18 protein-coding genes are annotated in these 21,957 nt (G+C 65.2%); 5 read left to right on the forward strand and 13 right to left on the reverse strand.

The window, feature by feature from the left end; all coding sequences use genetic code 11:
- The 6 genes from Q0082_RS17940 to Q0082_RS17965 form a co-directional block, all read right to left on the reverse strand.
- Positions 1 to 1,605, reverse strand: coding sequence for a long-chain fatty acid--CoA ligase (locus Q0082_RS17940; protein WP_298194978.1), 1,605 nt, complete (start codon positions 1,603 to 1,605; stop codon positions 1 to 3).
- 23 nt (positions 1,606 to 1,628) lie between these two features.
- Positions 1,629 to 5,222 (reverse strand): DNA polymerase III subunit alpha, encoded by a 3,594-nt coding sequence (gene dnaE, locus Q0082_RS17945; RefSeq protein WP_298194979.1) that lies wholly within the window; start codon positions 5,220 to 5,222, stop codon positions 1,629 to 1,631.
- 137 nt (positions 5,223 to 5,359) lie between these two features.
- Positions 5,360 to 5,806 (reverse strand): hypothetical protein, encoded by a 447-nt coding sequence (locus tag Q0082_RS17950; RefSeq protein WP_298194980.1) that lies wholly within the window; start codon positions 5,804 to 5,806, stop codon positions 5,360 to 5,362.
- A gap of 83 nt (positions 5,807 to 5,889) precedes the next feature.
- On the reverse strand, positions 5,890 to 6,378 hold the full coding sequence (locus Q0082_RS17955) for a glutathione peroxidase (protein WP_298194981.1): 489 nt from the start codon (positions 6,376 to 6,378) through the stop codon (positions 5,890 to 5,892).
- A gap of 70 nt (positions 6,379 to 6,448) precedes the next feature.
- On the reverse strand, positions 6,449 to 7,123 hold the full coding sequence (locus tag Q0082_RS17960; protein ID WP_298194982.1) for an ABC transporter ATP-binding protein: 675 nt from the start codon (positions 7,121 to 7,123) through the stop codon (positions 6,449 to 6,451).
- The gene (locus Q0082_RS17965) at positions 7,116 to 8,357 is read right to left on the reverse strand and encodes a lipoprotein-releasing ABC transporter permease subunit (protein WP_298195005.1); all 1,242 of its coding nucleotides are present in this window, start codon (positions 8,355 to 8,357) and stop codon (positions 7,116 to 7,118) included. Before Q0082_RS17965 ends, Q0082_RS17960 begins: the two co-directional genes overlap by 8 nt.
- Before the next feature lie 174 nt (positions 8,358 to 8,531).
- On the opposite strand from Q0082_RS17965, the gene purF reads away from it, so the two are divergent.
- The 3 genes from purF (at position 8,532) to Q0082_RS17980 (ending at position 11,196) form a co-directional block, all read left to right on the forward strand.
- Entirely contained in the window at positions 8,532 to 10,022 is a 1,491-nt protein-coding gene (gene purF / locus Q0082_RS17970) for an amidophosphoribosyltransferase (RefSeq protein WP_298194983.1), read from the forward strand.
- Positions 10,019 to 10,765: an SDR family NAD(P)-dependent oxidoreductase gene (locus Q0082_RS17975; protein WP_298194984.1), complete on the forward strand. Its 747-nt coding sequence runs from the start codon at positions 10,019 to 10,021 to the stop codon at positions 10,763 to 10,765. The genes purF and Q0082_RS17975 overlap by 4 nt, the downstream gene beginning before the upstream one ends.
- Positions 10,766 to 10,833: 68 nt before the next feature.
- Positions 10,834 to 11,196, forward strand: coding sequence for a PilZ domain-containing protein (locus Q0082_RS17980; protein WP_298194985.1), 363 nt, complete (start codon positions 10,834 to 10,836; stop codon positions 11,194 to 11,196).
- Positions 11,197 to 11,248: 52 nt separating this feature from the next.
- Here Q0082_RS17980 and Q0082_RS17985 read toward each other — a convergent pair whose 3' ends face one another.
- The 4 genes from Q0082_RS17985 to Q0082_RS18000 form a co-directional block, all read right to left on the reverse strand.
- Positions 11,249 to 12,448, reverse strand: a complete 1,200-nt coding sequence (locus Q0082_RS17985) for a cyclopropane-fatty-acyl-phospholipid synthase family protein (RefSeq protein WP_366522579.1) — start codon at positions 12,446 to 12,448, stop codon at positions 11,249 to 11,251.
- 132 nt (positions 12,449 to 12,580) lie between these two features.
- Entirely contained in the window at positions 12,581 to 13,948 is a 1,368-nt protein-coding gene (locus Q0082_RS17990) for a deoxyribodipyrimidine photo-lyase (RefSeq protein WP_298194987.1), read from the reverse strand.
- Positions 13,949 to 14,004: 56 nt separating this feature from the next.
- A complete protein-coding gene (locus Q0082_RS17995; RefSeq protein ID WP_298194988.1) occupies positions 14,005 to 15,024 on the reverse strand; it encodes a 2-oxoacid:ferredoxin oxidoreductase subunit beta in 1,020 nt (339 codons plus the stop codon).
- A 13-nt stretch (positions 15,025 to 15,037) separates the two neighbouring features.
- A complete protein-coding gene (locus Q0082_RS18000; RefSeq protein WP_298194989.1) occupies positions 15,038 to 16,927 on the reverse strand; it encodes a 2-oxoacid:acceptor oxidoreductase subunit alpha in 1,890 nt (629 codons plus the stop codon).
- Positions 16,928 to 17,174: 247 nt separating this feature from the next.
- Between Q0082_RS18000 and Q0082_RS18005 the strand changes: the two genes are divergently transcribed.
- Together Q0082_RS18005 and Q0082_RS18010 are read left to right on the forward strand one after the other, a co-directional pair.
- Positions 17,175 to 18,128 carry an alpha/beta hydrolase gene (locus Q0082_RS18005; protein WP_298194990.1) on the forward strand — a complete coding sequence of 318 codons (954 nt, stop codon included), beginning with the start codon at positions 17,175 to 17,177 and terminating at the stop codon, positions 18,126 to 18,128.
- The gene (locus Q0082_RS18010) at positions 18,128 to 18,613 is read left to right on the forward strand and encodes an RNA pyrophosphohydrolase (protein WP_298194991.1); all 486 of its coding nucleotides are present in this window, start codon (positions 18,128 to 18,130) and stop codon (positions 18,611 to 18,613) included. Before Q0082_RS18005 ends, Q0082_RS18010 begins: the two co-directional genes overlap by 1 nt.
- A 71-nt stretch (positions 18,614 to 18,684) precedes the next feature.
- Here the strand turns inward: Q0082_RS18010 and Q0082_RS18015 are convergent, their stop codons facing one another.
- From Q0082_RS18015 to guaB, 3 genes are all read right to left on the reverse strand, one after another.
- On the reverse strand, positions 18,685 to 19,152 hold the full coding sequence (locus tag Q0082_RS18015; RefSeq protein WP_366522580.1) for a tetratricopeptide repeat protein: 468 nt from the start codon (positions 19,150 to 19,152) through the stop codon (positions 18,685 to 18,687).
- Positions 19,153 to 19,256: 104 nt separating this feature from the next.
- Positions 19,257 to 20,438 (reverse strand): RsmB/NOP family class I SAM-dependent RNA methyltransferase, encoded by a 1,182-nt coding sequence (locus Q0082_RS18020; protein ID WP_298194993.1) that lies wholly within the window; start codon positions 20,436 to 20,438, stop codon positions 19,257 to 19,259.
- A gap of 9 nt (positions 20,439 to 20,447) precedes the next feature.
- Positions 20,448 to 21,905 (reverse strand): IMP dehydrogenase, encoded by a 1,458-nt coding sequence (gene guaB, locus Q0082_RS18025; protein ID WP_298194994.1) that lies wholly within the window; start codon positions 21,903 to 21,905, stop codon positions 20,448 to 20,450.
- Between the last annotated feature and the right edge of the window lie 52 nt (positions 21,906 to 21,957).

Here is a 21,957-nt window from a genome sequence, read left to right on the forward strand (position 1 = left end):
TCAGGCGCTCCATTGCCAGTCGCGGAACTGATCCCGCAGGTCTTTCTTGCTGATCTTGCCGGTGCCGGTGTGCGGAATCTCGTCGACGAAGACCACGGCATCGGGCAGCCACCACTTGGCGACATGAGTGCCAAGATAGTCGCGCAGGCCATCGGGGCAGACATCGGCGTTCGGCTTCTTGACCACGACAAGCAGCGGGCGCTCGTCCCAGCGCGGATGATAGACGCCGATGGCGGCAGCCTCAGCTACGCCGGGATAACCGATCGCGGCGTTCTCTAGCTCGACCGAGCTGATCCATTCGCCGCCAGACTTGATCACGTCCTTGGTGCGGTCGGTCAGCTGCAAGGTGCCATCGGGGTGGATCACCGCGACGTCGCCAGTATCGAACCAGTTCTCGGCATCGGTCGCGGGCTGCTCGGCCTTGAAGTAGCGCCCAACGACCCAGGGCCCTCGCACTTGCAGCGCGCCCGAGGTCTTGCCATCGCGCGGCAGGACCTTGTTGTAGTCGCCCAGATCGACGCAGCGCAGCTCGACCCCGAACGGAACCCGGCCCTGCATCGCCTTGATCGTGACCTGCTCGTCAAACGAGAGGTCGTCCCAGTTCGAGGTCTCGGTGCCGGTAGTGCCGATCGGCGAGGTTTCAGTCATCCCCCAGGCGTGGGCGACGCGCAGACCTTTCTTCATGAAGCGCTCGATCATCGCACGCGGCATGGCCGAGCCGCCGCAGACCACGGTGCCGAGGTGCGCGGGAATGTCCTTGCCGTGCGCATCGATATACTGGAGCAGGCTGAGCCAGACGGTCGGCACACCCGCCGAGGTTGTCACCTTCTCCCGCTCCATCAGCTCGCAGAGCACCGCCGCTTCGTTCACCGCGCTGTAGACGAACTTGGCGCCCGCCGCCGCGCCGGCCCAGGGGAGGCCCCAGCTCGCGGCATGGAACATCGGCACGATGGGAAGCGCGACCGTGCGGCAATCCATGCCGAAGACTTGCGGCGTCATAGCGGTCATCGCGTGGAGCACGGTGGAGCGGTGTTCGTAGAGCACGCCCTTGGGATTGCCGGTGGTGCCGCTGGTGTAGCAGAGCATGCAAGGGTCACGCTCGTCGCCGTCCACCCATTCGCCTGCGCCGTCCTCGCTCGCAATCCAGTCCTCGAAATGCTCGGCCGGACCACTGCTGTCGAAGCAGATGTAGTGCTCGATGGTCTTCCAGCGCGGCTTCATCCGCTCGACAATCGGCGCAAAGGCGGCATCGAACAGCATGACGCGGTCTTCTGCGTGGTTGGCGATGTAATCGAGCTGATCATCGAATAGGCGCGGGTTGATCGTGTGCAGCACGCCGCCAACGCCGACTGCACCATACCAGGTGACGAGGTGGCGGTGGTGGTTCATGGCAAGGGTAGCAACGCGGTCGCCCGGCTTGACGCCAAGCTTCGCAAGCTTCTGCGCCATGCGCATCGCATCGTGGCGGATGCCGGCCCAGGTCGTGCGTGTCTCGCTGCCATCGGCCCAGCGCGAAACGATCTCGCGACCGCCGTGCTCACGCGCAGCATGATCGATGAAACGCGTCACGCGCAGGGACCAATCCTGCATGGCGCCCAGCTGCATCCCCTACTCCCCTGTTCGTTGTTCTATTCGACGAGCCGCAAGTGCCGGTCGGCCCGCGCGGTGAGGGCCACATTGGCAAGCCCTTCCACCGGAATCAATCGCTCGATGACATCCGAATCAAGTGAGAAATCATTGCCGAGCCGCATGACCGGTTCGCGGCCAGACCCCGTGCGCAGGCGGGCAATCACTTCACCGCGTGCCCCTTGCGCACGCGGGAGGAGCAGCGCGAGTTCGGACATGGCCTCGGGCTTCGTCACGTCAAGCTTCAGCAGCATTCGCGCGGCACTGCTAACCGAGGCGAGCGGACGTGCCCCGCGCACTGTGATGCGCGGCGGCTCGTCCGGATTGGGCCGGTCGAGTTCCACGTTAAGCAGCACGCAAGTGCCCTCACGCGCCCATTGCTGGAAAGGCTCGACGAGGCTTTCCTCGAAGCAGGAGGCGGAAAACTGCCCGCTGCTGTCGGAAAAATCGGCGGCGATGAAGTCGTTGCCCTTCTTCGTCTTGCGCCGGTTCACGTTCTCGACCAGCGCCGCCATCACTGCGCCGCTGCGTCCGCTGCTCGCATCGCCGTCTCCGCTCATCAAGCTGCCATAGGTCCGCGCGCCATTGGCCGAGGCAACTGCGCGATATTCGGTGACGGGATGCGCGGCGAAGTAGAACCCGAAGGTGTCGCGCTCGGCTGCCATCTGGTCAGCCCGCGACCATGGCGCGGTTTCGGATAGGCGCGTTGCGGGGACAGCGTGATCCTCCGCACCGAACAGCCCTGCTTGCCCTGAGGTGCGCGAGCGGGCAGCCTCGTCAGCGACGGCCATCAGCAGTTCGGCATTGGCAACGATCTGTGCGCGGTTGGGCTCAAGCGCATCGAACGCACCGCCCGCCGCAAGTGCTTCCAGTCCGCGCCGGTTCATTGCGCCGGCGGGCAAGCGGCGGAACAGGTCGTCGAGGCTTGTGTAGGGCCCGTTCGCCTCGCGTTCGGCGACAATGGCATCCATGGCCTTCTCACCGACATTGCGCAGGCCCGCGAGCGCGTAACGCACGGCATAGCCGTCCTCGGTGCGCTCGACGGTGAACTCGGCCTCGGAGCGGTTGATGTCCGGCCCGTGGAGCGCAATGCCGGAGCGGCGCATGTCGTCGACGAAGACTGCCAGCTTTTCCGACTGGTGCATGTCGAAGCACATCGAGGCGGCGTAGAATTCGTGCGGGTAATGCGTCTTGAGCCAAGCGGTCTGGTAGGCCAGCAGTGCGTAGGCGGCGGCGTGGGACTTGTTGAAGCCGTAGCCCGCAAACTTGTCGATCAAGTCGAACAGCTCGTTGGCCTTCTTGGCATCGATCCCGGAAACTTCCTTGCAGCCATCGACAAAGCGTTGGCGCTGCGCGTCCATTTCGGCCTGAACCTTCTTGCCCATCGCGCGGCGGAGCAGGTCGGCATCGCCCAGCGAATAGCCCGCTAGGATCTGCGCGGCCTGCATGACCTGTTCCTGATAGACGAAGATCCCGTAGGTCTCGGCGAGGATCACCGAGAGCTTCTCGTGCGGGTATTCGATCTCCTCCAGCCCGTTCTTGCGGCGGCCGAAGAGCGGAATGTTATCCATCGGGCCCGGCCGGTAGAGCGAGACGAGCGCGATGATGTCGCCGAAATTGGTGGGCTTCACCGCCGCGAGGGTGCGGCGCATGCCCTCCGATTCCAGCTGGAACACGCCGACGGTATCGCCCGACTGCAGAAGCTTGTAGACTTGGGCATCGTCCCAGGCGAGCCGGTCGAGATCGATCTGGATGCCTCGCTTTGCCATCAGATCGACGGCCTTGCGCAAGACCGAGAGCGTCTTGAGGCCGAGGAAGTCGAACTTCACGAGGCCCGCTTCCTCGACGAACTTCATGTCGAACTGCGTAACCGGCATGTCCGAACGCGGATCGCGGTAGAGCGGGACGAGCTGCGCAAGCGGGCGGTCGCCGATCACCACGCCCGCCGCGTGGGTCGAGCTGTTGCGCGGCAGGCCTTCCAGCTGCATCGCAAGGTCGATCAGGCGGCGCACTTCCGGATCGCGGTCGTATTCGCGCTTGAGGTCGGCAATGCCGTTGAGCGCGCGGGGCAGCGGCCAGGGGTCGGTCGGGTGGTTGGGCACCATCTTGCACAGGCGGTCGACCTGCCCGTAGCTCATCTGGAGGATGCGACCCGTATCGCGCAGCACGGCGCGGGCCTTGAGCTTGCCGAAAGTGATGATCTGCGCGACGTGATCGTCGCCATACTTGCGCTGGACGTAGCGGATCACCTCGCCGCGGCGGGTTTCGCAAAAGTCGATATCGAAGTCGGGCATCGAGACGCGTTCCGGATTGAGGAAGCGCTCAAACAGGAGCCCAAGTTTGATCGGATCAAGATCGGTGATGGTGAGCGCCCACGCCACAAGGCTGCCCGCGCCGGACCCGCGCCCCGGCCCCACCGGAATGCCCTGTTCCTTGGCCCACTTGATGAAGTCGGCCACGATCAGGAAGTAGCCGCCGAAGCCCATGCGGTTGATGATGCCGATCTCGAACTCAAGGCGTTCGCGGTAGGCGCGCACTTCGTCCCAGTGGCCCTCGGCCTTGAGCAGCGTGAAGGGCCTGCCGTCGATCTCCTCGACGGGCGCGGTGAGCGCTTCGACGAGCTCGTCCCACAGCGCTTCGGCGTAATAGGGCTTCATCCGCGCGACGAGGCCATGCCGCGAATCCTCGGCCATCATCCGCGCCTCGCCTTCCTTGTCACCGGCGAGGCTGGGAAGAATGGGATTGCGCTTGGGCGGCTTGAACGCGGTGCGCTGCGCCACGACGAGCGTGTTGGCGAGCGCTTCGGGGAGATCAGCGAAAATCTCCTCCATCATCGGCGCTGGCTTGATCCACCATTCCTTCGAGGAACGCGGGCGATCGGCGGAATCGACGTGAGTGGAGCTGGCGATGCACAGCATGGCATCGTGCGCATCGTAGAACGCGCGCTCGGCAAAGCAGGCAGGATTGGTGGCGACGAGCGGGAGATCGCGGGCGTAGGCGAGATCGATCAGCGCGTCTTCGGCGGCCATTTCCACCGGATCATTGCGGCGGGCGATCTCGATGTAGAGGCGCTGCGGGAAGAGCGCTTCGATCTCAGTGAGGTAAGCCTCGGCGGCTGTGTGCTGGCCATCAGCAAGAAGGCGAGTGAGCGCCCCCTCCCCCGCCGCCGTCAGGCACAGCAAGCCGTCAGTATGACCCGCGAGTTCGGCCAGCGGTACATGCGGCGCGAGTTCCAGCGGGCGCGCGAGGTGCGCCTGGCTGACGAGGTGGCAGAGATTGTCATACCCCTTCGCATCCTGCGCATAGAGCGCGAGCCAGTCGATGGTTGGTGCGCTGGCGCCGAACCCGGTGTTCGCCGCCCCCTCCCGCGCGGGACGGGCGACCGCGAGCATGGTGCCGATGACCGGCTGCACGCCCATGTCGAGGCAGGCCTTGGCAAAGGCGACGCTGCCGTAAAGCCCGTTGCGATCGGTGATCGCCGCCGCCGGAAAGCCGCGTTCGGCGGCCGTCTTGGCAATCGCCTTGGGATCGATCGCGCCGTCGAGCATCGTGTAGGAGGAGAAGATGCGCAGCGGGATGAAGGGGGCATGGGGCATGGGGGGAAGCTAGGGTGTGGGGGGCGATTCTGCGAGAGTTCGGGAGGGCATTATCCACCTGGGATTGGCCTGCACCACAATTCTCCGATCTTTTGCCCGCGCGGTCTCTGGAATTGCTTTCCGCGCAAACGCCCGCCCTATTTGAAGCCCAGTAATTTCCACATATACCTGAAATCCGCACTGTCCTCCTTGAACAGAAACGCATTCGAACAAGGGTGCTGGAGGACGTTAAGGTAAGCAACACCCAGCACCAGCAGGACAGTGCCGTTGGGGCCGCGGCGTGGGGGAGGCATGGTGCTGGCCCGCTGAAGACCTATCAGATAACGTCCTGAAGGCACGCGCGCGGGTAGCCCGGACAGAGAGGGAAACCATTTCACCGACAACTTCTCGGGGACTTGCCCCTTCATCAGCCTCTCGACCTTCAGGTCGAGGCGCGCACTGTATTCCCCGCGGACAAGTCGAAACCTTTCGACACGAGCGAGCGCAATGACGTCAACGCTTTTAGCAGCCTGACCGTCAAGCGGGATATACACAGCGCAAGCAAAAGCCGGATACGACAGAGACAGCGATAGGATCGCCGCCATCCCTGAAGCTAACCGAGCAAGTGTGAGAGAAACCGGGCGCCGAAGCCCAAGGCTACCTGGCAGGCAAATCAGCCCTCGCTCCATCAAAGCAAGGCTTCAATATCCGCCGCCAGCTTCTCCGGCTTGTCCGTGGGCGCATAGCGGCGCACCACCTTGCCATCCCGGCCGATCAGGAACTTGGTGAAGTTCCACTTGATGCCCTTGGTGCCCAGCACGCCCGGCGCTTCGGCCTTGAGCCAGGAGTAGAGCGGATCGGCGCCGTCGCCGTTGACTTCGATCTTAGCCATGAGCGGAAAGCTCACCCCGAAGTTGACCTTGCAGAAGCTCTCGATTTCGTCCGCCGTGCCCGGTTCCTGCCCGCCGAACTGGTTGCAGGGAAACGCCAGCACTTCGAAACCGCGCTCGCCATACTTCTTCCACAGCGCTTCAAGGCCGTCGTATTGCGGTGTGAAGCCGCACTTGGACGCCGTGTTGACGACGAGGAGGACCTTGCCGGCCTTGTCGGCGAGGCTGAGATCCTTGCCGCCGGGCATCTTCACGGTGAAATCGGCAATGGTCTGCGGGCTGGTCATGCGATGGGCTCCCCTCATGTGCTTTGGCCGCAGGCTGGCACGGGGCCGCGCGCGGATCAAGCGGGGAGCGTTAGGCCAGCAGCCCTTCGTGCAGGCGGACCACGCGGTCCATGCGCAGCGCAAGCCGCTCGTTGTGCGTGGCGACGAGCGCGGAGCTGCCCTCCCCGCGTACCAGCTTGAGGAATTCCGCAAGCACCTTGTCGGCGGTCGCCTCGTCGAGGTTGCCGGTGGGCTCGTCCGCCAGCACGAGGCCGGGGCGATTGGCGAGCGCGCGGGCCACGGCGACGCGCTGTTGCTCGCCGCCCGAAAGCTGGCTCGGCCGGTGCGTAAGGCGGTGGCCGAGGCCGAGCGCGGTGAGCAGCTCCTCGGCCCGGATCTTCGCCTCGCCAGCGCCCTTGCCCGCGATCAGCTGGGGCAGGACGACGTTCTCGGTCGCGTTGAAATCGGGCAGCAGATGGTGGAACTGGTAGACGAAGCCCAAGTGATCGCGGCGCAGCGCGGTCCGCGCATCGGCCGAAAGCGCGCTGGCTTCGATGCCGGCGATCTCGATCTTTCCGGTAAAGCCACCCTCAAGGAGGCCGACAGCCTGCAACATGGTCGATTTGCCCGAACCTGATGGGCCGAGCAGCGCGACGATCTCACCGGGCCGGATGGCGAGATCGATACCGCGCAGGACCTCGATTGTCTCGTCGCCCTGGCTGAAGCTGCGGCGCAGATTGGCAAGGCGCACGAAGGGCTCACTCATACCGCAGCACCTGCACAGGATCAGTGCTCGCTGCTGTCAGCGCCGGATAGAGCGTCGCAAGGAAGCTGAGCACAAGCGCCATGACACAGATGACAGCGATCTCGACCGGATCGCTGCGGCTGGGCAGTTCGGTGAGGAAGCGGATCTGCGGGTCCCAGAGCGGCTGGCCAGTCAGGTACTGGACGCCGTTCACCACGCTCTGGCGGAAGTAGAGGAACACGAGGCCAAGCCCGAGGCCCACCGCCGTCCCCAGCGCGCCGATAATGAAGCCGATCGTCACGAACACCTTCAGCAGGCTTTGCCGCGTCGCGCCCATTGTCCTCAGGATCGCGATATCGCGCGTCTTGGCGCGCACCAGCATGATCAGTGAAGAGAGAATATTGAACACCGCCACCAACACGATGATCGAGAGCACGACGAACATCGCGACCCGCTCGACCGCCAGCGCCTCGAACAGGCTGGCGTTGATCGTCTTCCAGTCGGTCACTTGCGCGCGGCCGAGGAGCGCCTGCTTGATCGGCGCGAGGGTCTGCGCGGCGGTATCGGCGTTGGTGGTGGTCACCTCGATCATGCCGATGGTGTTGCCCGTCAGCAGCAGCGTCTGCGCATCCGCGATCGGCATGACAACGTAGGCGTTGTCGTAATCGTAAACCCCGATCTCGAAGATCGCGGCGACGCGGTAGCCGATCTGGCGCGGCACGGTGCCGAAGGGGGTGGAGCGGCCTTGCGGATTGATGATCGTGATCGTGTCGCCAAGCTGTGCACCCAGGCTTTCGGCAAGGCGCGAGCCGATTGCGACATTGGTCGAGCCGGGGCGCAAATCGGCAAAATTGCCGACGAGGCGCTTGGCAGAGAGGCGCTTGAGATCGGCCCCGGTATTGCCGCGCACGAGGATCGCCTCAACCCGGCCGTTGAACGTGGCAAGCAGCGGCTGCTCGATCAGTGGGCTCGCGCGCGTGACGCCCGGCGTTGCTTCCACGCGCTTCAGGATATCCTGCCAGTCATCGAGCCGCCCGCCATAGGCCTGGATGATCGCATGACCGTTGAGGCCGACAATCTTGTCGAGAAGCTCGGCGCGGAAGCCGTTCATCACGCTCATGACGATGACCAGCGCGGCGACGCCGAGCATAACCGCAACGAGGCTGATGCCAGCCACCATGGCAATGAACGCTTCGCCCCGGCCCGGCAGCATGTAGCGCTTGGCGATCGTCCATTCAAAGGGCGAGAGGATCAAGTGCGGGCTCGCTTCAGCATGAGTGCGGCCATCTAGGCGCAAGCGCACGGCGTGGCAACCGTGTGCACAGGGCGCAATAGCGGTTTGGAGACACTTGCGTTACGCCCCAAAGCTCGCCACATGGCCCGCGGAAGGCGTCGGTACGGGCGCCGCAGCGCAGAATCCGGAACGCCCATGAACCACACCGATCCCCTTTGCGGCGCGGCCCATCCTTTTTTCGACGAGAACGGCGACAAACTCCGCGAGGAATGCGGCATTTTCGGCGTGTTGGGTGCGCGTGACGCGGCAGCCATTGCCGCGCTTGGTCTCCATGCCTTGCAGCACCGCGGACAGGAAGCTGTCGGCATCACCAGCTTCGACGGGCAGGAGTTCTACTCGCGCCGCGGGCTTGGCCACGTCGCGCAGAACTTTTCCAGCGGTCAGGCGATTGCTGAACTGCCCGGCACGATGGCGGCGGGCCATGTGCGCTATTCGACGACCGGCGGCTCGGGACTGCGCAATGTGCAACCGCTCTTTGCCGATCTCGCCACCGGCGGCTTCGCGATCGCTCACAATGGCAACATCTCCAACGCGATGACGCTAAAGCGCGACCTCGTCGCCAAGGGCGCGATCTTCCAGTCGACCTCGGACACCGAGGTGATCATTCACCTCGTCGCAACGAGCCGCTATCCCACGCTGCTTGACCGGTTCATCGATGCGCTGCGGTTGGTCGAGGGCGCCTATTCGCTGATCTGCCTCACCAACGAAGGCATGATCGCCTGCCGTGATCCGCTCGGCATCCGCCCGCTGGTCATGGGCAAGCTGGGCGATGCGGTGGTCTTCGCGAGCGAGACCGTGGCGCTTGACGTGATCGGCGCGGACTTCGTGCGCGAAGTCGAGCCGGGCGAGATGATCCAGGTTGACCACGATGGCGCGGTGCGCTGCCATCGTCCCTTCGGTCATCCGAGCCCCCGCCCCTGCATTTTCGAACACGTCTATTTCAGCCGCCCGGATTCGCTGATGGGCGGCCGCTCGGTCTATGAAGTGCGCAAGGCCATCGGCGCGGAGCTAGCGCGGGAATCGGCGGTCGATGCCGATCTCGTGATTCCGGTTCCGGATAGCGGCGTTCCTGCCGCGCTCGGTTTTGCGAACCAGTCCGGCATTCCTTTCGAGCTCGGCATCATCCGCTCTCACTATGTCGGCCGCACCTTCATCCAGCCTTCGGATGGCGCGCGCCATGCCGATGTGAAGCGCAAGCACAACGCCAACCGCGCGCTGGTGGCGGGCAAGCGCATCGTGCTGATCGACGATTCGATCGTGCGCGGAACCACCTCGATGAAGATCGTGCAGATGATGCGCGATGCCGGCGCCAGCGAAGTGCATTTCCGCGTGGCGAGCCCGCCGACCGAGCATTCGTGCTTCTACGGCGTCGATACGCCCGAACGCTCGAAGTTGCTGGCCGCGCGCATGGACGTTGAAGCCATGGCGAAGTTCATCCACGCCGACAGCCTCGCCTTCGTCTCGATCGACGGGCTCTACCGCGCCGTCGGCGAAGCTTCGCGCAACAAGGCCTGCCCGCAGTATTGCGATGCCTGCTTCAGCGGCGAGTATCCGACGCGGCTGACCGACCTTGTCGGGCGTGATGGAGCAGATCAGTTGCCGCTTCCCGTGGGGAAGGTGGCATGAGCATCGAGGGACCGCTTTCGGGGCAGCTCGCGCTCGTCACAGGCGCAAGCCGTGGGATTGGTGCCGCGACGGCCAAGGCGCTTGCCGCCGCTGGCGCGCATGTCATCCTCACTGCCCGGGCCGGCAAAGACCTCGAAGCCGTCGAGCAGGCGATCTACGAAACCGGCGGCAGTGCGACCATTGCACCGGTCGATCTGGCAGAACCAGATGGCATTGCCCGCCTTGCCGCCGCGATCGGCCGGCGCTGGGAAGCGCTCGACATTCTGGTGATCAACGCGGCGGTGCTACCGACGCTTACCCCGGTCTGGCAGATCGAGCCCAAGGATCTCAGCCGCGCGATGACGCTCAACGTGCTTGCCACACAGTCGCTGATCGCGGGCTTCGATCCGATGCTCAAGAAGAGCCACGATGCCCGCGTGATCGGCGTGACCTCCAGCGTCGGCTCCGCACCGCGCGCTTACTGGGGCGCCTATGGCGCGACCAAGGCGGCGTTCGAGAACCTGCTTGATGCCTATGCGCAAGAAGTGCGCAAGCTCTCGGCGATCCGAGTTGCAATCCTCGATCCAGGCGCGACCCGCACCGCGATGCGCGCCAAGGCCTATCCAGGTGAAGATCCGGCCAGCGTGAAGGCGCCCGAAGTCGTGGGTGATTTCATCGTGCGCCTTGTTGGTGAATCGTTTGCCAGCCCCAGCCGCGTTTCGGTTAACCAGCCCCGGGAACCACAGGTCCTAACAAACGGTTAAGCGCGTCTGGCGATAGTCCGCTCATGACTTCCCAGCGGGGAAGCGCGACTCGGCTCAGGACAATCGCCATGGACAAGGACTGGGATCCTTATGCGAACGAGGCCTATTTTCAGGCGACCCAGGAAGACCGTTGCGCGCCGCGCAGCAAGGTCAACATTCCGGCCAGCTTGCGCGCTTCGGGATCAAAAAGTTTCCACACAGTGGTGCATGATCTGTCGCTCGGCGGCTTCTCCGCCACCGCGCTCAACCGCATGCATGTCGGCACGATCTGCTGGCTCACGCTGCCAGGTCTGGAATCGCAGCAGGCCGAGGTCGTCTGGTGGCTGCGCGGCCAGGTTGGCTGCGCCTTCGCCAATCTTCTGAGCCCAATTGTCTACGACAACATCCTGCTGCGCTATCGCGGCGACGGCGTCTACCGCCCGGTTGCCTGACGTCCTGACGTCGTCAAATGGTAAAATTTTTCTTAAAGTTTTTCAACAAACCTCAAGCTTGCTTGAGGAGAGTGACCTGACTGACCGTGATGCCACCCCCGGCAAATCCCGCCTCGCAATACATCAGATAGAAGCGCCACAGCCGCACGAAACGGGCATCAAAGCCGGCCGGAAGGCGCCCAGTTTCCACCGCCGCATCGAACGCCTCGCGCCATATGCTCAGGGTGCGCGCGTAGTCTAAGCCGAAGTCCACTTGATCTTTCCAGACGAGACCGCGCCCCTCGGCGAGACGCCGAAACTCGCTGACGCTGAGCAGCATGCCGCCGGGGAAGATGTAGGTCTGGATGAAGTCCGCACTGCGAGCATAGGCGGGGAACAAGTCGTCGTGAATGGCGATGCACTGAAGCGCCGCCCGGCCGCCCGGCTTCAGCACCTGCGCGATGCGATCGAGATAGACAGGCCACCATTCGCGGCCGACCGCCTCAACCATTTCGGTGCTGATCACCGCATCGAATTCACCAGTGACGTCGCGGTAGTCCTGCCGGCGGTACTCGAGGCCGGGCAGCGGATCGGTCGCCACCTGCGCGCGGGCCCAGGCCAATTGCGGTTCGGACAAGCTGATTGCCGTGACCTTTGCGCCATGGCGCTCGGCGATGCGGCGGGCGGCAAAGCCCCAGCCACAACCGATCTCGAGCACATGGCCGCCCGGCGGCAGCTCCAGACGATCAGCCATGCGATCGATCTTGTTGCGCTGCGCTTCCTCGAGGCTGGCGGCAGAGGAAATGCCATCCCACAGCGCCGATGAGTAGTTCATCGTCGGATCGAGCCACAGCGCATAGAAATCGTTGCCGAGATCATAGTGTGCGGCGATGTTGCTCGCGGCGCGGCTGCGGCTGTTTCGGCGCAAAGCATGGAGCAGGCGTGCGGCGAGCCGCCACAGGCCCTTGGCGCGCGCCGTATCGCCGAGCGCGGCGGCGTTGCGCACGAAAAGTGTGAAGAGCTGCACCGGATCGGGGCTATCCCACTCCTGCGCCTCATAGCCCTGATAGCAGCCGACCGAACCGCCGGTGACGAGCCGTAGCACCGCGCGCCAATCGTAAACGGTGACTTCGGCGGCTGGCCCCTCACACCGCCCGCCAAGCAGCCGGGTCATCCCGCCAGGGAAATGCGCGAGAAGCGAGCCTTCACGAAGGCCTGCATCGATCCTTTCCAGGATGCGATCGATCGGCCCCGCAAAGAGGCGCGTGAGCATGCCTCCGCCCCCGGCAAGGGGCTTGCCGCCCTCAAGAAGATGCCCGCCCCGTCCGGGCATATGCGCATTCATGTGGGGCGGTATGAAGCCAACCGCGCCCAAGGGCAACGGGATGACGTCACTTGTCCCAATTCAGCTGCGGTCGTTCCACTCGGCATAGGCCGCCAGCGCCCGCGCCCGCGCTTCGGCATGGCCGACAATGCGCGGCGGATAGGCCCGCGGGCGGACATCAGGATCGTGGATACGGGTGTCATCCAGATGCGCAAGTTCGGGCACCCACTGGCGGATATAATTCGCCGCATCGAACTTGGGGCTCTGGGTGAGCGGGGCCATGATCCGCACGAACATGTTGGAATCCACGCCCGTGCCCGCGCTCCATTGCCAGTTCACCGCGTTCGAGCCGTAGTCCGCATCGACGAGGGTATCCCAGAACCAGCGCTCACCCTCGCGCCAGTCGATGAGGAGGTGCTTGATCAGGAAGCTCGCCGCGATCATCCGCACGCGGTTATGCATCCATCCCGTCGCCCAGAGCTCGCGCATGCCGGCATCGACGATGGGATAGCCGGTGCGACCCTGCTGCCAGGCCTTGAGGCCTTCCGGGTCCTCGCGCCAGGGGAAGCTCCCGAACGGCTCACGCGCGGGCTTCCCGGCGTAGTCGGGCAACTGGAAGATGACGTTCTGCGCATAATCGCGCCAGCCCAGTTCGCCAAGGAACGTGCCGACCGAGCCGCCGCGATCCATGGCCGCATGCCATACCGTTGCCGGCGAGATCTCGCCGAAATGGAGATGCGGAGACAGGCGCGAGGTACCCGGGACGGACGGCAAGTTGCGCCGCTCGGCATAGGCGCGGGCGCGCGGCTGGAACGCTTCGAGCCGTGCGGTCGCCCCTGCCTCGCCCGGAGTCCACTCGGCGCGCATGCCGCCTGCCCAGTCGGGCTTGGTGGGCAGCAGGTTCATGTCGGCGAGCGTATCCGAGCTTGGCCAGACGTCCGGCGCCGGAATGCGGCTCGGCGCCGCTTGCGGCGATGCGGGCGGCATCCGGGCCTCGAGCGCCCGCCAAAACGGCGTGTAGATCTTGTAGGGCTGGCCGCTCCCCGTTGTCACCGAGCCCGGCGGCGCGAGATAGTTGCCGTCATGGCGCTGGAGCGTGAGCACCTCGCCCACCGCCCGCTCGGCATTGCGCCACCACGGCTCGTAATGGCGCAGGCAGTGAACGGTGCTCGCCCCTGTCTCGCGCGCGATGTCGGCCAACACCAGGTCACAGCGTCCGCGCCGCAGGATCAGCCGCGAGCCTCTCAACCGCAAATCAGCGTCAAGGCTGGCAAGGCTGTGATGCAGCCACCAGCGCGAAGCAGCGCCCATGCGGCGATGCTTCGGCGTCTCGTCATCGAGCACGTAAACCGGTATAACCGGCCCCGCCGCACCAGCGGCAGCAAAGGCGGCCTGATCGGTTAGGCGAAGGTCGCGGCGCAGCCAGACAATGGAGGGAGCAGCAGTCATCCCACCCCCCTAACGCACCGCGCCGCCTGATTGCCACTGCCCCCGAAGGGCAGCGTTCACTCCACGGTCCAGGTCTGCCCCTTGCTCAGCAGCTTGGCGAGGTTCGCGGTCTTGCCGGCCGCGGCGCGGGTGCGCTCCTCGATGACGGCGGCCTCGAACGTCGGGCGGGGATCATCGTAGATAACGCCCAGCGCCATCGGGAACGGGCCGAAGGGCATCTCGACGAGGAGGTGCGCCATGGCGCGGTTCTTCACGTCGTGGACGCGCACGCCGGCGGCCTGCCAATCGCCATCCACAACAGCGACGACCTTGAGGCTGAGCGTCTCGACATCGAGCGCGATGCCCTGGGTGCCCTTGTTGAACAGCATCGGCTCGCCGTCGGTCAGCCAGAGCTGGCCCGTCGCGGCGTTCGCCTTCTCGGTAAAGTCGGCAAAAACGTCCTTGTTGTAGACGATGCAGTTCTGAAAGATCTCGACGAAGGCCGCACCCTGATGCGCGTGAGCCGCCTTGAGCACCGAAGGCAGTTCCTTGGACACATCATAGGCCCGCGCAATGAAGCGCCCACCTGCGCCGAGCGCAAAGGCGCAAGGGCTTGCCGGACGATCCACCGAACCAAGCGGCGTGGTGGGCGAGACGGTGCCGAGGCGGCTGGTGGGCGAATACTGGCCCTTGGTAAGGCCGTAGATCTCGTTGTTGAACAACAGGATCTGCGTGTTCAGATTGCGGCGCAGCACGTGCATCGTATGGTTGCCGCCGATCGACATGCCGTCCCCGTCACCCGTCACCAGCCAGACGTCGAGCTCGGGATTGGCGAGCTTGAGGCCGGTCACAAAGGCCGGGGCGCGGCCGTGGATCGTGTGAAAGCCGTAGCTTTCGACGTAATAGGGGAACCGGCTCGAGCAGCCAATGCCCGAGACGAACACGGTCTTGGCCGGATCGGCGCCGATCTCCGGCAGTGTGCGCTGCACCGCTTTCAGGATTGCATAGTCTCCGCAGCCCGGGCACCAGCGGACTTCCTGATCGGTTTCCCAGTCCTTGAGGCTGGTCTGGACAGCGATCTTGGTCATCTCGTTCATGGTTCCGCTTCCCTCAGGCCAGCGCCGCGGCAATCGCCGCTTCGATTTCGGCAATGGTGAACGGCTGCCCGCTCGTCTTGTTGAGCGGCTTGGCATCGACCAGATACTGGTCGCGCAGCACCGTCTTGAACTGGCCGGTGTTCATCTCCGGCACCAGTACCTTCTCATAGCTCTTGAGCAGCTCGCCGAGGTTCTCCGGCAGCGGCCAGACGTGGCGCACGTGGATGTGGCTGACATCAAGACCCTTGCGGCGCGCACGGCGCACGGCCTGATGGATCGGACCATAGGTCGAGCCCCAGCCGACGAGCGCGAGCTTGCCGCCCGCTTCGCCCAATGTGACGTCCTGCACCGGGATGCCTGCGGCGATGCCGTCGATCTTGTCCTTGCGCGCGTTGGTCATCGCCTGATGGCTGGCGGGCGCATAGTCGATATTGCCCGTGCCTGGGTTCTTCTCGATCCCGCCGATGCGGTGCATCAAGCCGGGCGTGCCGGGCTTGATCCAGGGCCGCGCGCCCTTGGCATCGCGCGCATAGGGCAGCACCTTGCCATCGGGGCCATTGGGCTCTTCTAGGAACGTCACCGGGAACGGCGCGAAGCTGGCGGGATCCGGCACTTTCCACGGCTCGGCGGCATTGGCGATATAGCCATCGGTCAGCAGCATCACCGGGGTCATGTACTGCACCGCAAGGCGGCAAGCCTCGATGGCGCACTCAAAGGCATCCGAAGGGCTGCGCGCGGCAACGACCGGCATCGGCGCGTCACCATTGCGGCCATAGACCGCCTGATAGAGGTCGGACTGCTCGGTCTTGGTCGGCAAACCCGTCGAAGGCCCGCCGCGCTGCGAGTTGACGATGACGAGCGGCAGCTCGGTCATGATCGCAAGGCCCATCGCCTCGCCCTTCAGCGCGATGCCGGGGCCGGAGGACGACGTCACGCCGAGCTGACCGCCGAACGAGGCGCCGATCGCGGCGGCGATCGCGGCGATCTCGTCCTCAGCCTGGAACGTGGTGACGCCGAATTCTTTTAGGCGGGCGAGATTGTGGAGGATCGCGGAGGCCGGGGTAATCGGATAGCCGCCGAAGAACAGGTCGAGACCCGCCAGCTGCGCACCCGCAACCAGACCATAGGAGACTGCCTCGGCGCCCGTCACCGTGCGATAGAGGCCCGGCTCGCTGGCGGCAGGAGCCAGGTGGTACTGCTTGAGCGGGCCGGAAAGCTCCGCCGTCTCACCGTAAGCGTGGCCAGCGTTGAGCGCGGCGATGTTGGCATCGGCCAGCACAGGCGCCTTCGCGAACTTGCCCTTGAGCCAATCGATGAGCGGCTGTCGGTCCCGGTCGAACATCCACAACGCAAGGCCCAGCGTCCACATGTTCTTGCAGCGCAGCGCCTCCTTGTTGCCGAGGCCAAACGGCTTCACCGCTTCCAGCGTCAGCGCCGAGATGTCGAAGGCGAGCACCTGCCACTTCTCGAGGCTGCCATCCTCGAGCGGGCTGACATCGTACTTCGCCTTCTCGAGGTTGCGCTTGTTGAACTCGCCGGTGTCGGCGATGATCAAGCCACCCGGCTTCAGGGCGCCGACATTGGTCTTGAGCGCTGCCGGGTTCATCGCCACCAGCACATCGGGCGCATCGCCCGCGGTGTCGATCTCGGTCGAGCCGAAGTTGATCTGGAATGCCGAGACGCCGAACAACGTGCCCTGCGGCGCGCGGATTTCGGCAGGGAAGTCGGGGAACGTGGCGAGGTCGTTGCCTGCCAGTGCGGTCGAGAGCGTGAACTGGCCGCCGGTGAGCTGCATGCCATCGCCCGAGTCGCCCGCGAAACGCACCACGACCGCTTCGGGCGCAGGAGCAAGATCGCTCCCGCCGGTGTGGCCTTCGGGTTCGCTCTCAAGAACTGTCGCCATATGATCCTCTGCTATCCGCAATGGGCCCAGATCTGGCCCTCACGTCCTCTTGCGCGCCTTGCTTCGTCCTGCGGCGCCTATGCTCTCATCTAGCGGTGCGCAAAGAAGAAAAACTGATGCACCGCAAATCTTGCACTCGCTCATGAATCCGGTTGCCCATGGCCGTCAAGCTCGCAAATAACAGTACTGTCAACAACGCGGCCCACCGACTCCGGCAAGCCAGCGCCGCGCGAGGAAGAGGAAACCTATGTCAGATACCGCCATTTCGCCTTACGTCCGGCCCGATGTCCGGGCCTTCCTCGATTTCATGGCATCGGTCCCCGGCCCCACGATGGCGGAAATGGGCCCGGAAGGTGCACGGGCGAGCTATGTGCAGATGGGTGTGCTGGCCGAGGCCGAGCCGCGCGAGCTGGCGGTGATCAAGGACCTCTCGTGCCCGGGGCCTGCGGGCGAGATTCCGCTGCGCTTCTATGATGCACGCGAATCGCGCGAGCCTGGGCCGGCTGTCATGTTCTTCCACGGTGGCGGCTTCGTGATCGGCGATCTCGACAGCCACCATTCGCTGTGCACCGAAATCGCGGCCGAACTCGATCTGCCGGTGATCGCTGTGCACTACCGCCTTGCGCCCGAACACCCCTTCCCCGCCGCGCCCGATGATTGCGAGGCCGCTTCGCGCTGGGTGGCGACGAGCCCCGAGGCGCTGGGCCGTTCGATCACCGGCCTCATCCCGATGGGCGACTCCGCCGGCGGCAACTTGACCATCGTGGTCACGCAGGCGCTGGCGGCAGAGCCCGCCGCTGTGCCGATCGTCCTGCAAGTGCCGATCTATCCGCTGAGCGACGACAAGCCCGATCACGCCTCCTTCCAGCAGTTTGCCGACGGTTTCGTGCTGACCGCCGAGACTATGGCCTGGTTCTCCGAGGCCTATAAGGCCGAACTGGGCCACCCGCGCGCCTATCCGATCTATGGCAACCATGCCGATACGCCGCCGACCGTGCTTGTGACCGCCAGCCTCGATCCGATCCGCGACAGCGGGCGGGTCTACGGCGCCGAGCTGATCCGTGCGGGCGCCGAAGTTGTCTTCCTGGAGATGAAGGGCACGACCCACGCCTTCGCGCAGCTGCGCAAGGCCTTCCCAAGCGCCAACGGAGACATGCAGCGCATCTTTGCCGCGGTCCGTCTGCTGCTGGGCCGCGCCTGATGAGCAAGGATCCTGCCGGGCTCCCCTACCGCCCCTGCGTGGGGGTCATGCTCGTCAATGCGGAAGGCCGGGTCTTTGTCGGCCAGCGTATCGACAGCAAGGAAGGGGATGCCTGGCAGATGCCGCAAGGCGGGATCGACGATGGCGAGGATTTTCACCCTGCCGCACTTCGCGAACTGGAGGAAGAGACGGGGGTGACGGGAGACCTCGTCACGATCCTGGCCGAAAGCCGGGAAGAGTATCTCTACGACCTGCCGGACAACCTGATCGGCAAGCTGTGGGGCGGGCGCTACCGGGGCCAGCGGCAACGCTGGCTGCTGGTGCGCTTCAATGGCGAGGACGAGCAGATTCGGCTCGATGCGCATTCGCACCCCGAATTCCTCGCCTGGCGCTGGGTCGAGCCCGAGCATCTGCCGGACCTCATCGTCCCCTTCAAGAAACGGGTTTATCGGCAGGTCGTCGAGGAATTCCGCGCGCTGATCTGATCCGGAGAGCGCTGCGCGGATCGCAAATATCTCTTGTCAGTCCCGCGCAGGCGAACGTCAGGCTCTCCGCCTCAGTTGTCCTCAACCTGCGGGTCGGGTTTCACCGCATCGGCGGATACAACCCGCGCGATCGGACCCTTTGCAATGACAGAGGCAAGGCTCTGCGCTTCGGGGCAGTTGCGCCCGCACAAGCCTTCCAGCCGCGCGAGGTTGCCCTTGGCTTTTTCGAGCGCACCCTTCTCGGCCATCGCCCCGCCTTCGCCCGAAAGCGCGGCGAGGTTGTTGGGATCGCGCTCAAGCGCCTCGCGATAATAGTGGATCGCCTTGCCCTGCATGCCGGCGGCGCGGGCCGCATCGCCGAGGGCGAGGAATGTCGCCGGATTGCCCGGATCGACCGCAAGCGCGGCTTCAAAGCTGTCCGTCGCGGCTTCAACCTCGCCGCGGCCCAGAAGTTCGCGTCCGGTTTCGATAAGTGCCTTCGCGCGGGGGTCTGAAGGCAGCGAGACACCGGCAGTTCCGGCGCTTCCCGTGACAGCCACGAGAAGAGACAAGGCAAGCCCCAAAGGCATGTAACGCATCAACAACTCCCAGAGCCGGCCATGCGGCGCGCGTGGTCCCCCGGCGTCCATGATCTCATTGCCTATCATAGCCGGTGAAGTGTTGCGAAGAAAAACCCGTCCGTCGAATCGTCCCAAGGGGTAAGCCTCAGGCCCGCCCCGCGCGGAGTTCCGGCACCGACCTGCTGTTCGGCCGCCTGCCATCCGGCGTTGCGTCCGAGGAACGCTGTCACCACATCCGGCCCCTCTTCATCGAGCAGCGAGCAGACAACGTAAGTCAGCCGCCCGCCGGGGCGCACCAGTTCCGCCCCGATCCGCAGCACTTCGGCCTGCATCCGGGCGTAGCGGACAAGGCTCTGCGGAGTAAGCCGCCAGCGCGCCTCTGGGCCGCGACGCCAGGTGCCGGTGCCCGAGCACGGCGCATCGACCATGACGGCGTCAGCACGGCCCTGCCAGTCAGCAAGTGCCACCGCCTCCCGACCGGGATCGAGCAGCCGCGTCTCCACCTCGGCGCCCGCCCGGTGAGCGCGCGGGCCAAGGCGCGAAAGACGGGTGCGGTCGATGTCGCAGGCGAGGAGATGACCTTCCCCTTGCAGCGCGGCGGCCAGCGCGAGCGTTTTGCCCCCGGCTCCGGCGCAGAGATCGACAACAGCCTCGCCCGGAGAAACGTCAAGCGCGCTGCAGGTCAGTTGGCTGCCGGTATCCTGCACCTCGAACAGCCCCTCGGCGAAGGCCGGCCAGGTCTCCACCGGGGTGCCACCGGGCAGGCGAAGCGCGTCGGGTGCCTGTGTCGTGGTTGCGGGCACGGGAAGTCCGGCCATCAACCGGTCGCGTGTCGTCTTGAGCCGGTTGGCGCGCAGATCGAGCGGGGCGCGGTCCAGCAGGGCTGCACCTTGTTCACACGTGACGCCGGACGCGGCGAGCCGCTCTTCGAGCCATGCGGGGGCGAGCCCCGCTGCCGCAACCGGCTCGTCCGCACGGATTGCGGCGGGGCCATAATGAGAGCCATCAAACAGCGCGGTAAGCACCGGATCGTCCTTCGCCAGCGCGAGCATGGCGGCGCGGCCGGTCTCTGGCACTTCACCGCACCGGCGGATCGCATTCCACGCCAGATCGCGGATCGCGCGGCGGTCCTTGGAGCCGATGAAGCGCCGCGCTCTCAGCCATTCCGACGCTACACGCTCAGCCGAAGCACCTTCGCGCCGCACGGCAGCGATCACCGCGTCGAGCACTTCGATCGCCGATTGCACCCGCGCTGCGGGGGTCATGGCTTGACCTCAGCGCGAGGGATAATTCGGCGCCTCGCGGGTGATCGCCACGTCGTGGACATGGCTTTCACGCAGGCCCGCATTGGTGATGCGCACGAACCTCGCGTTCTCGCGCAGCGCATCGAGCGTCGGGCTGCCGGTATAGCCCATCGCCGCCTTGATGCCGCCGACGAGCTGGTGAACGACGTCCTTGGCCGGGCCCTTGTAGGGCACCTGGCCTTCGATGCCTTCGGGCACCAGCTTCATCGAATCCTTGATATCCTGCTGGAAATAGCGGTCGGCCGAACCGCGCGCCATCGCGCCGACCGAGCCCATGCCGCGATACGACTTGTAGGCACGGCCCTGATAGAGAAACGTCTCGCCGGGAGCCTCTTCCGTGCCCGCCAGCATCGAGCCGACCATGATCGTGCTCGCGCCCGCCGCCAGCGCCTTGGCCGCATCGCCCGAGGTGCGCAGGCCGCCATCGGCAATCACCGGCACGCCAGACTTGGCCGCCTCGGCAGCGCATTCCATCACGGCCGTAAGCTGCGGCACGCCGACACCAGCGACAATGCGCGTGGTGCAGATCGAGCCCGGCCCGATGCCGATCTTCACGCCGTCCGCACCCGCATCGATCAGCGCGCGGGTCGCCTCTGCTGTCGCCACGTTGCCGGCAATGACCTGCACCGTGTTCGACATTGCCTTCACCGCTTCGACCGCACGGGCCACATCGCGATTGTGGCCGTGCGCGGTATCGATGATGATGACATCGCATTCGGCCTCGACCAGGGCGCGGGTGCGCTCGAGGCCCTTTTCGCCGACCGTGGTGGCAGCGGCGACGCGCAGGCGCCCGGCAGCGTCCTTGGTGGCGTCGGGATAGGTGACGGCCTTTTCGATATCCTTGACGGTTATGAGACCGATGCAGCGGAAGGCATCGTCGACAACCAGCAGCTTCTCGATCCGGCGCTGGTGCAGCAGGCGGCGCGCCTCGTCGCCGGTGGTGCCGAGCTTCACCGTGGCGAGATTCTCGTGCGTCATCAGTTCGTGCACCGGCTGCGCAGGATTGTCAGCAAAGCGCACATCGCGGTTGGTCAGAATGCCGACGAGCTTGCCGCTCGCTTCGACCACCGGAATGCCGCTGATCTTGTTGGCGCGCATGATCGCCTGCGCATCGCCCAGCGTCGCATCCGGGGTGACCGTGATAGGGTTCACCACCATGCCGCTTTCGAAGCGCTTGACCGCGCGGACGGCGGCAGCCTGCTGCTCGACCGTGAGGTTGCGGTGAAGCACGCCGATCCCGCCGAGCTGCGCCATAACAATCGCCATGTCCGCTTCGGTCACGGTATCCATCGCGGCGGAAATCACCGGGATGTTGAGCGTGATCGAGCTAGTGAGGCGCGTGCGGGTATCGGCCTGCGTCGGCACCATGTCCGATGCACCGGGGCGCAAAAGGACGTCGTCGAAGGTAAGGCCGAGAGGGATATCCATGGGGTGCGCCACTTGCCGTTAGGGGAGATTCGTGGCGGCCCATGTAATCAAG

This window comes from Novosphingobium sp. (genome assembly GCF_027489515.1).
GTDB lineage: Bacteria > Pseudomonadota > Alphaproteobacteria > Sphingomonadales > Sphingomonadaceae > Novosphingobium.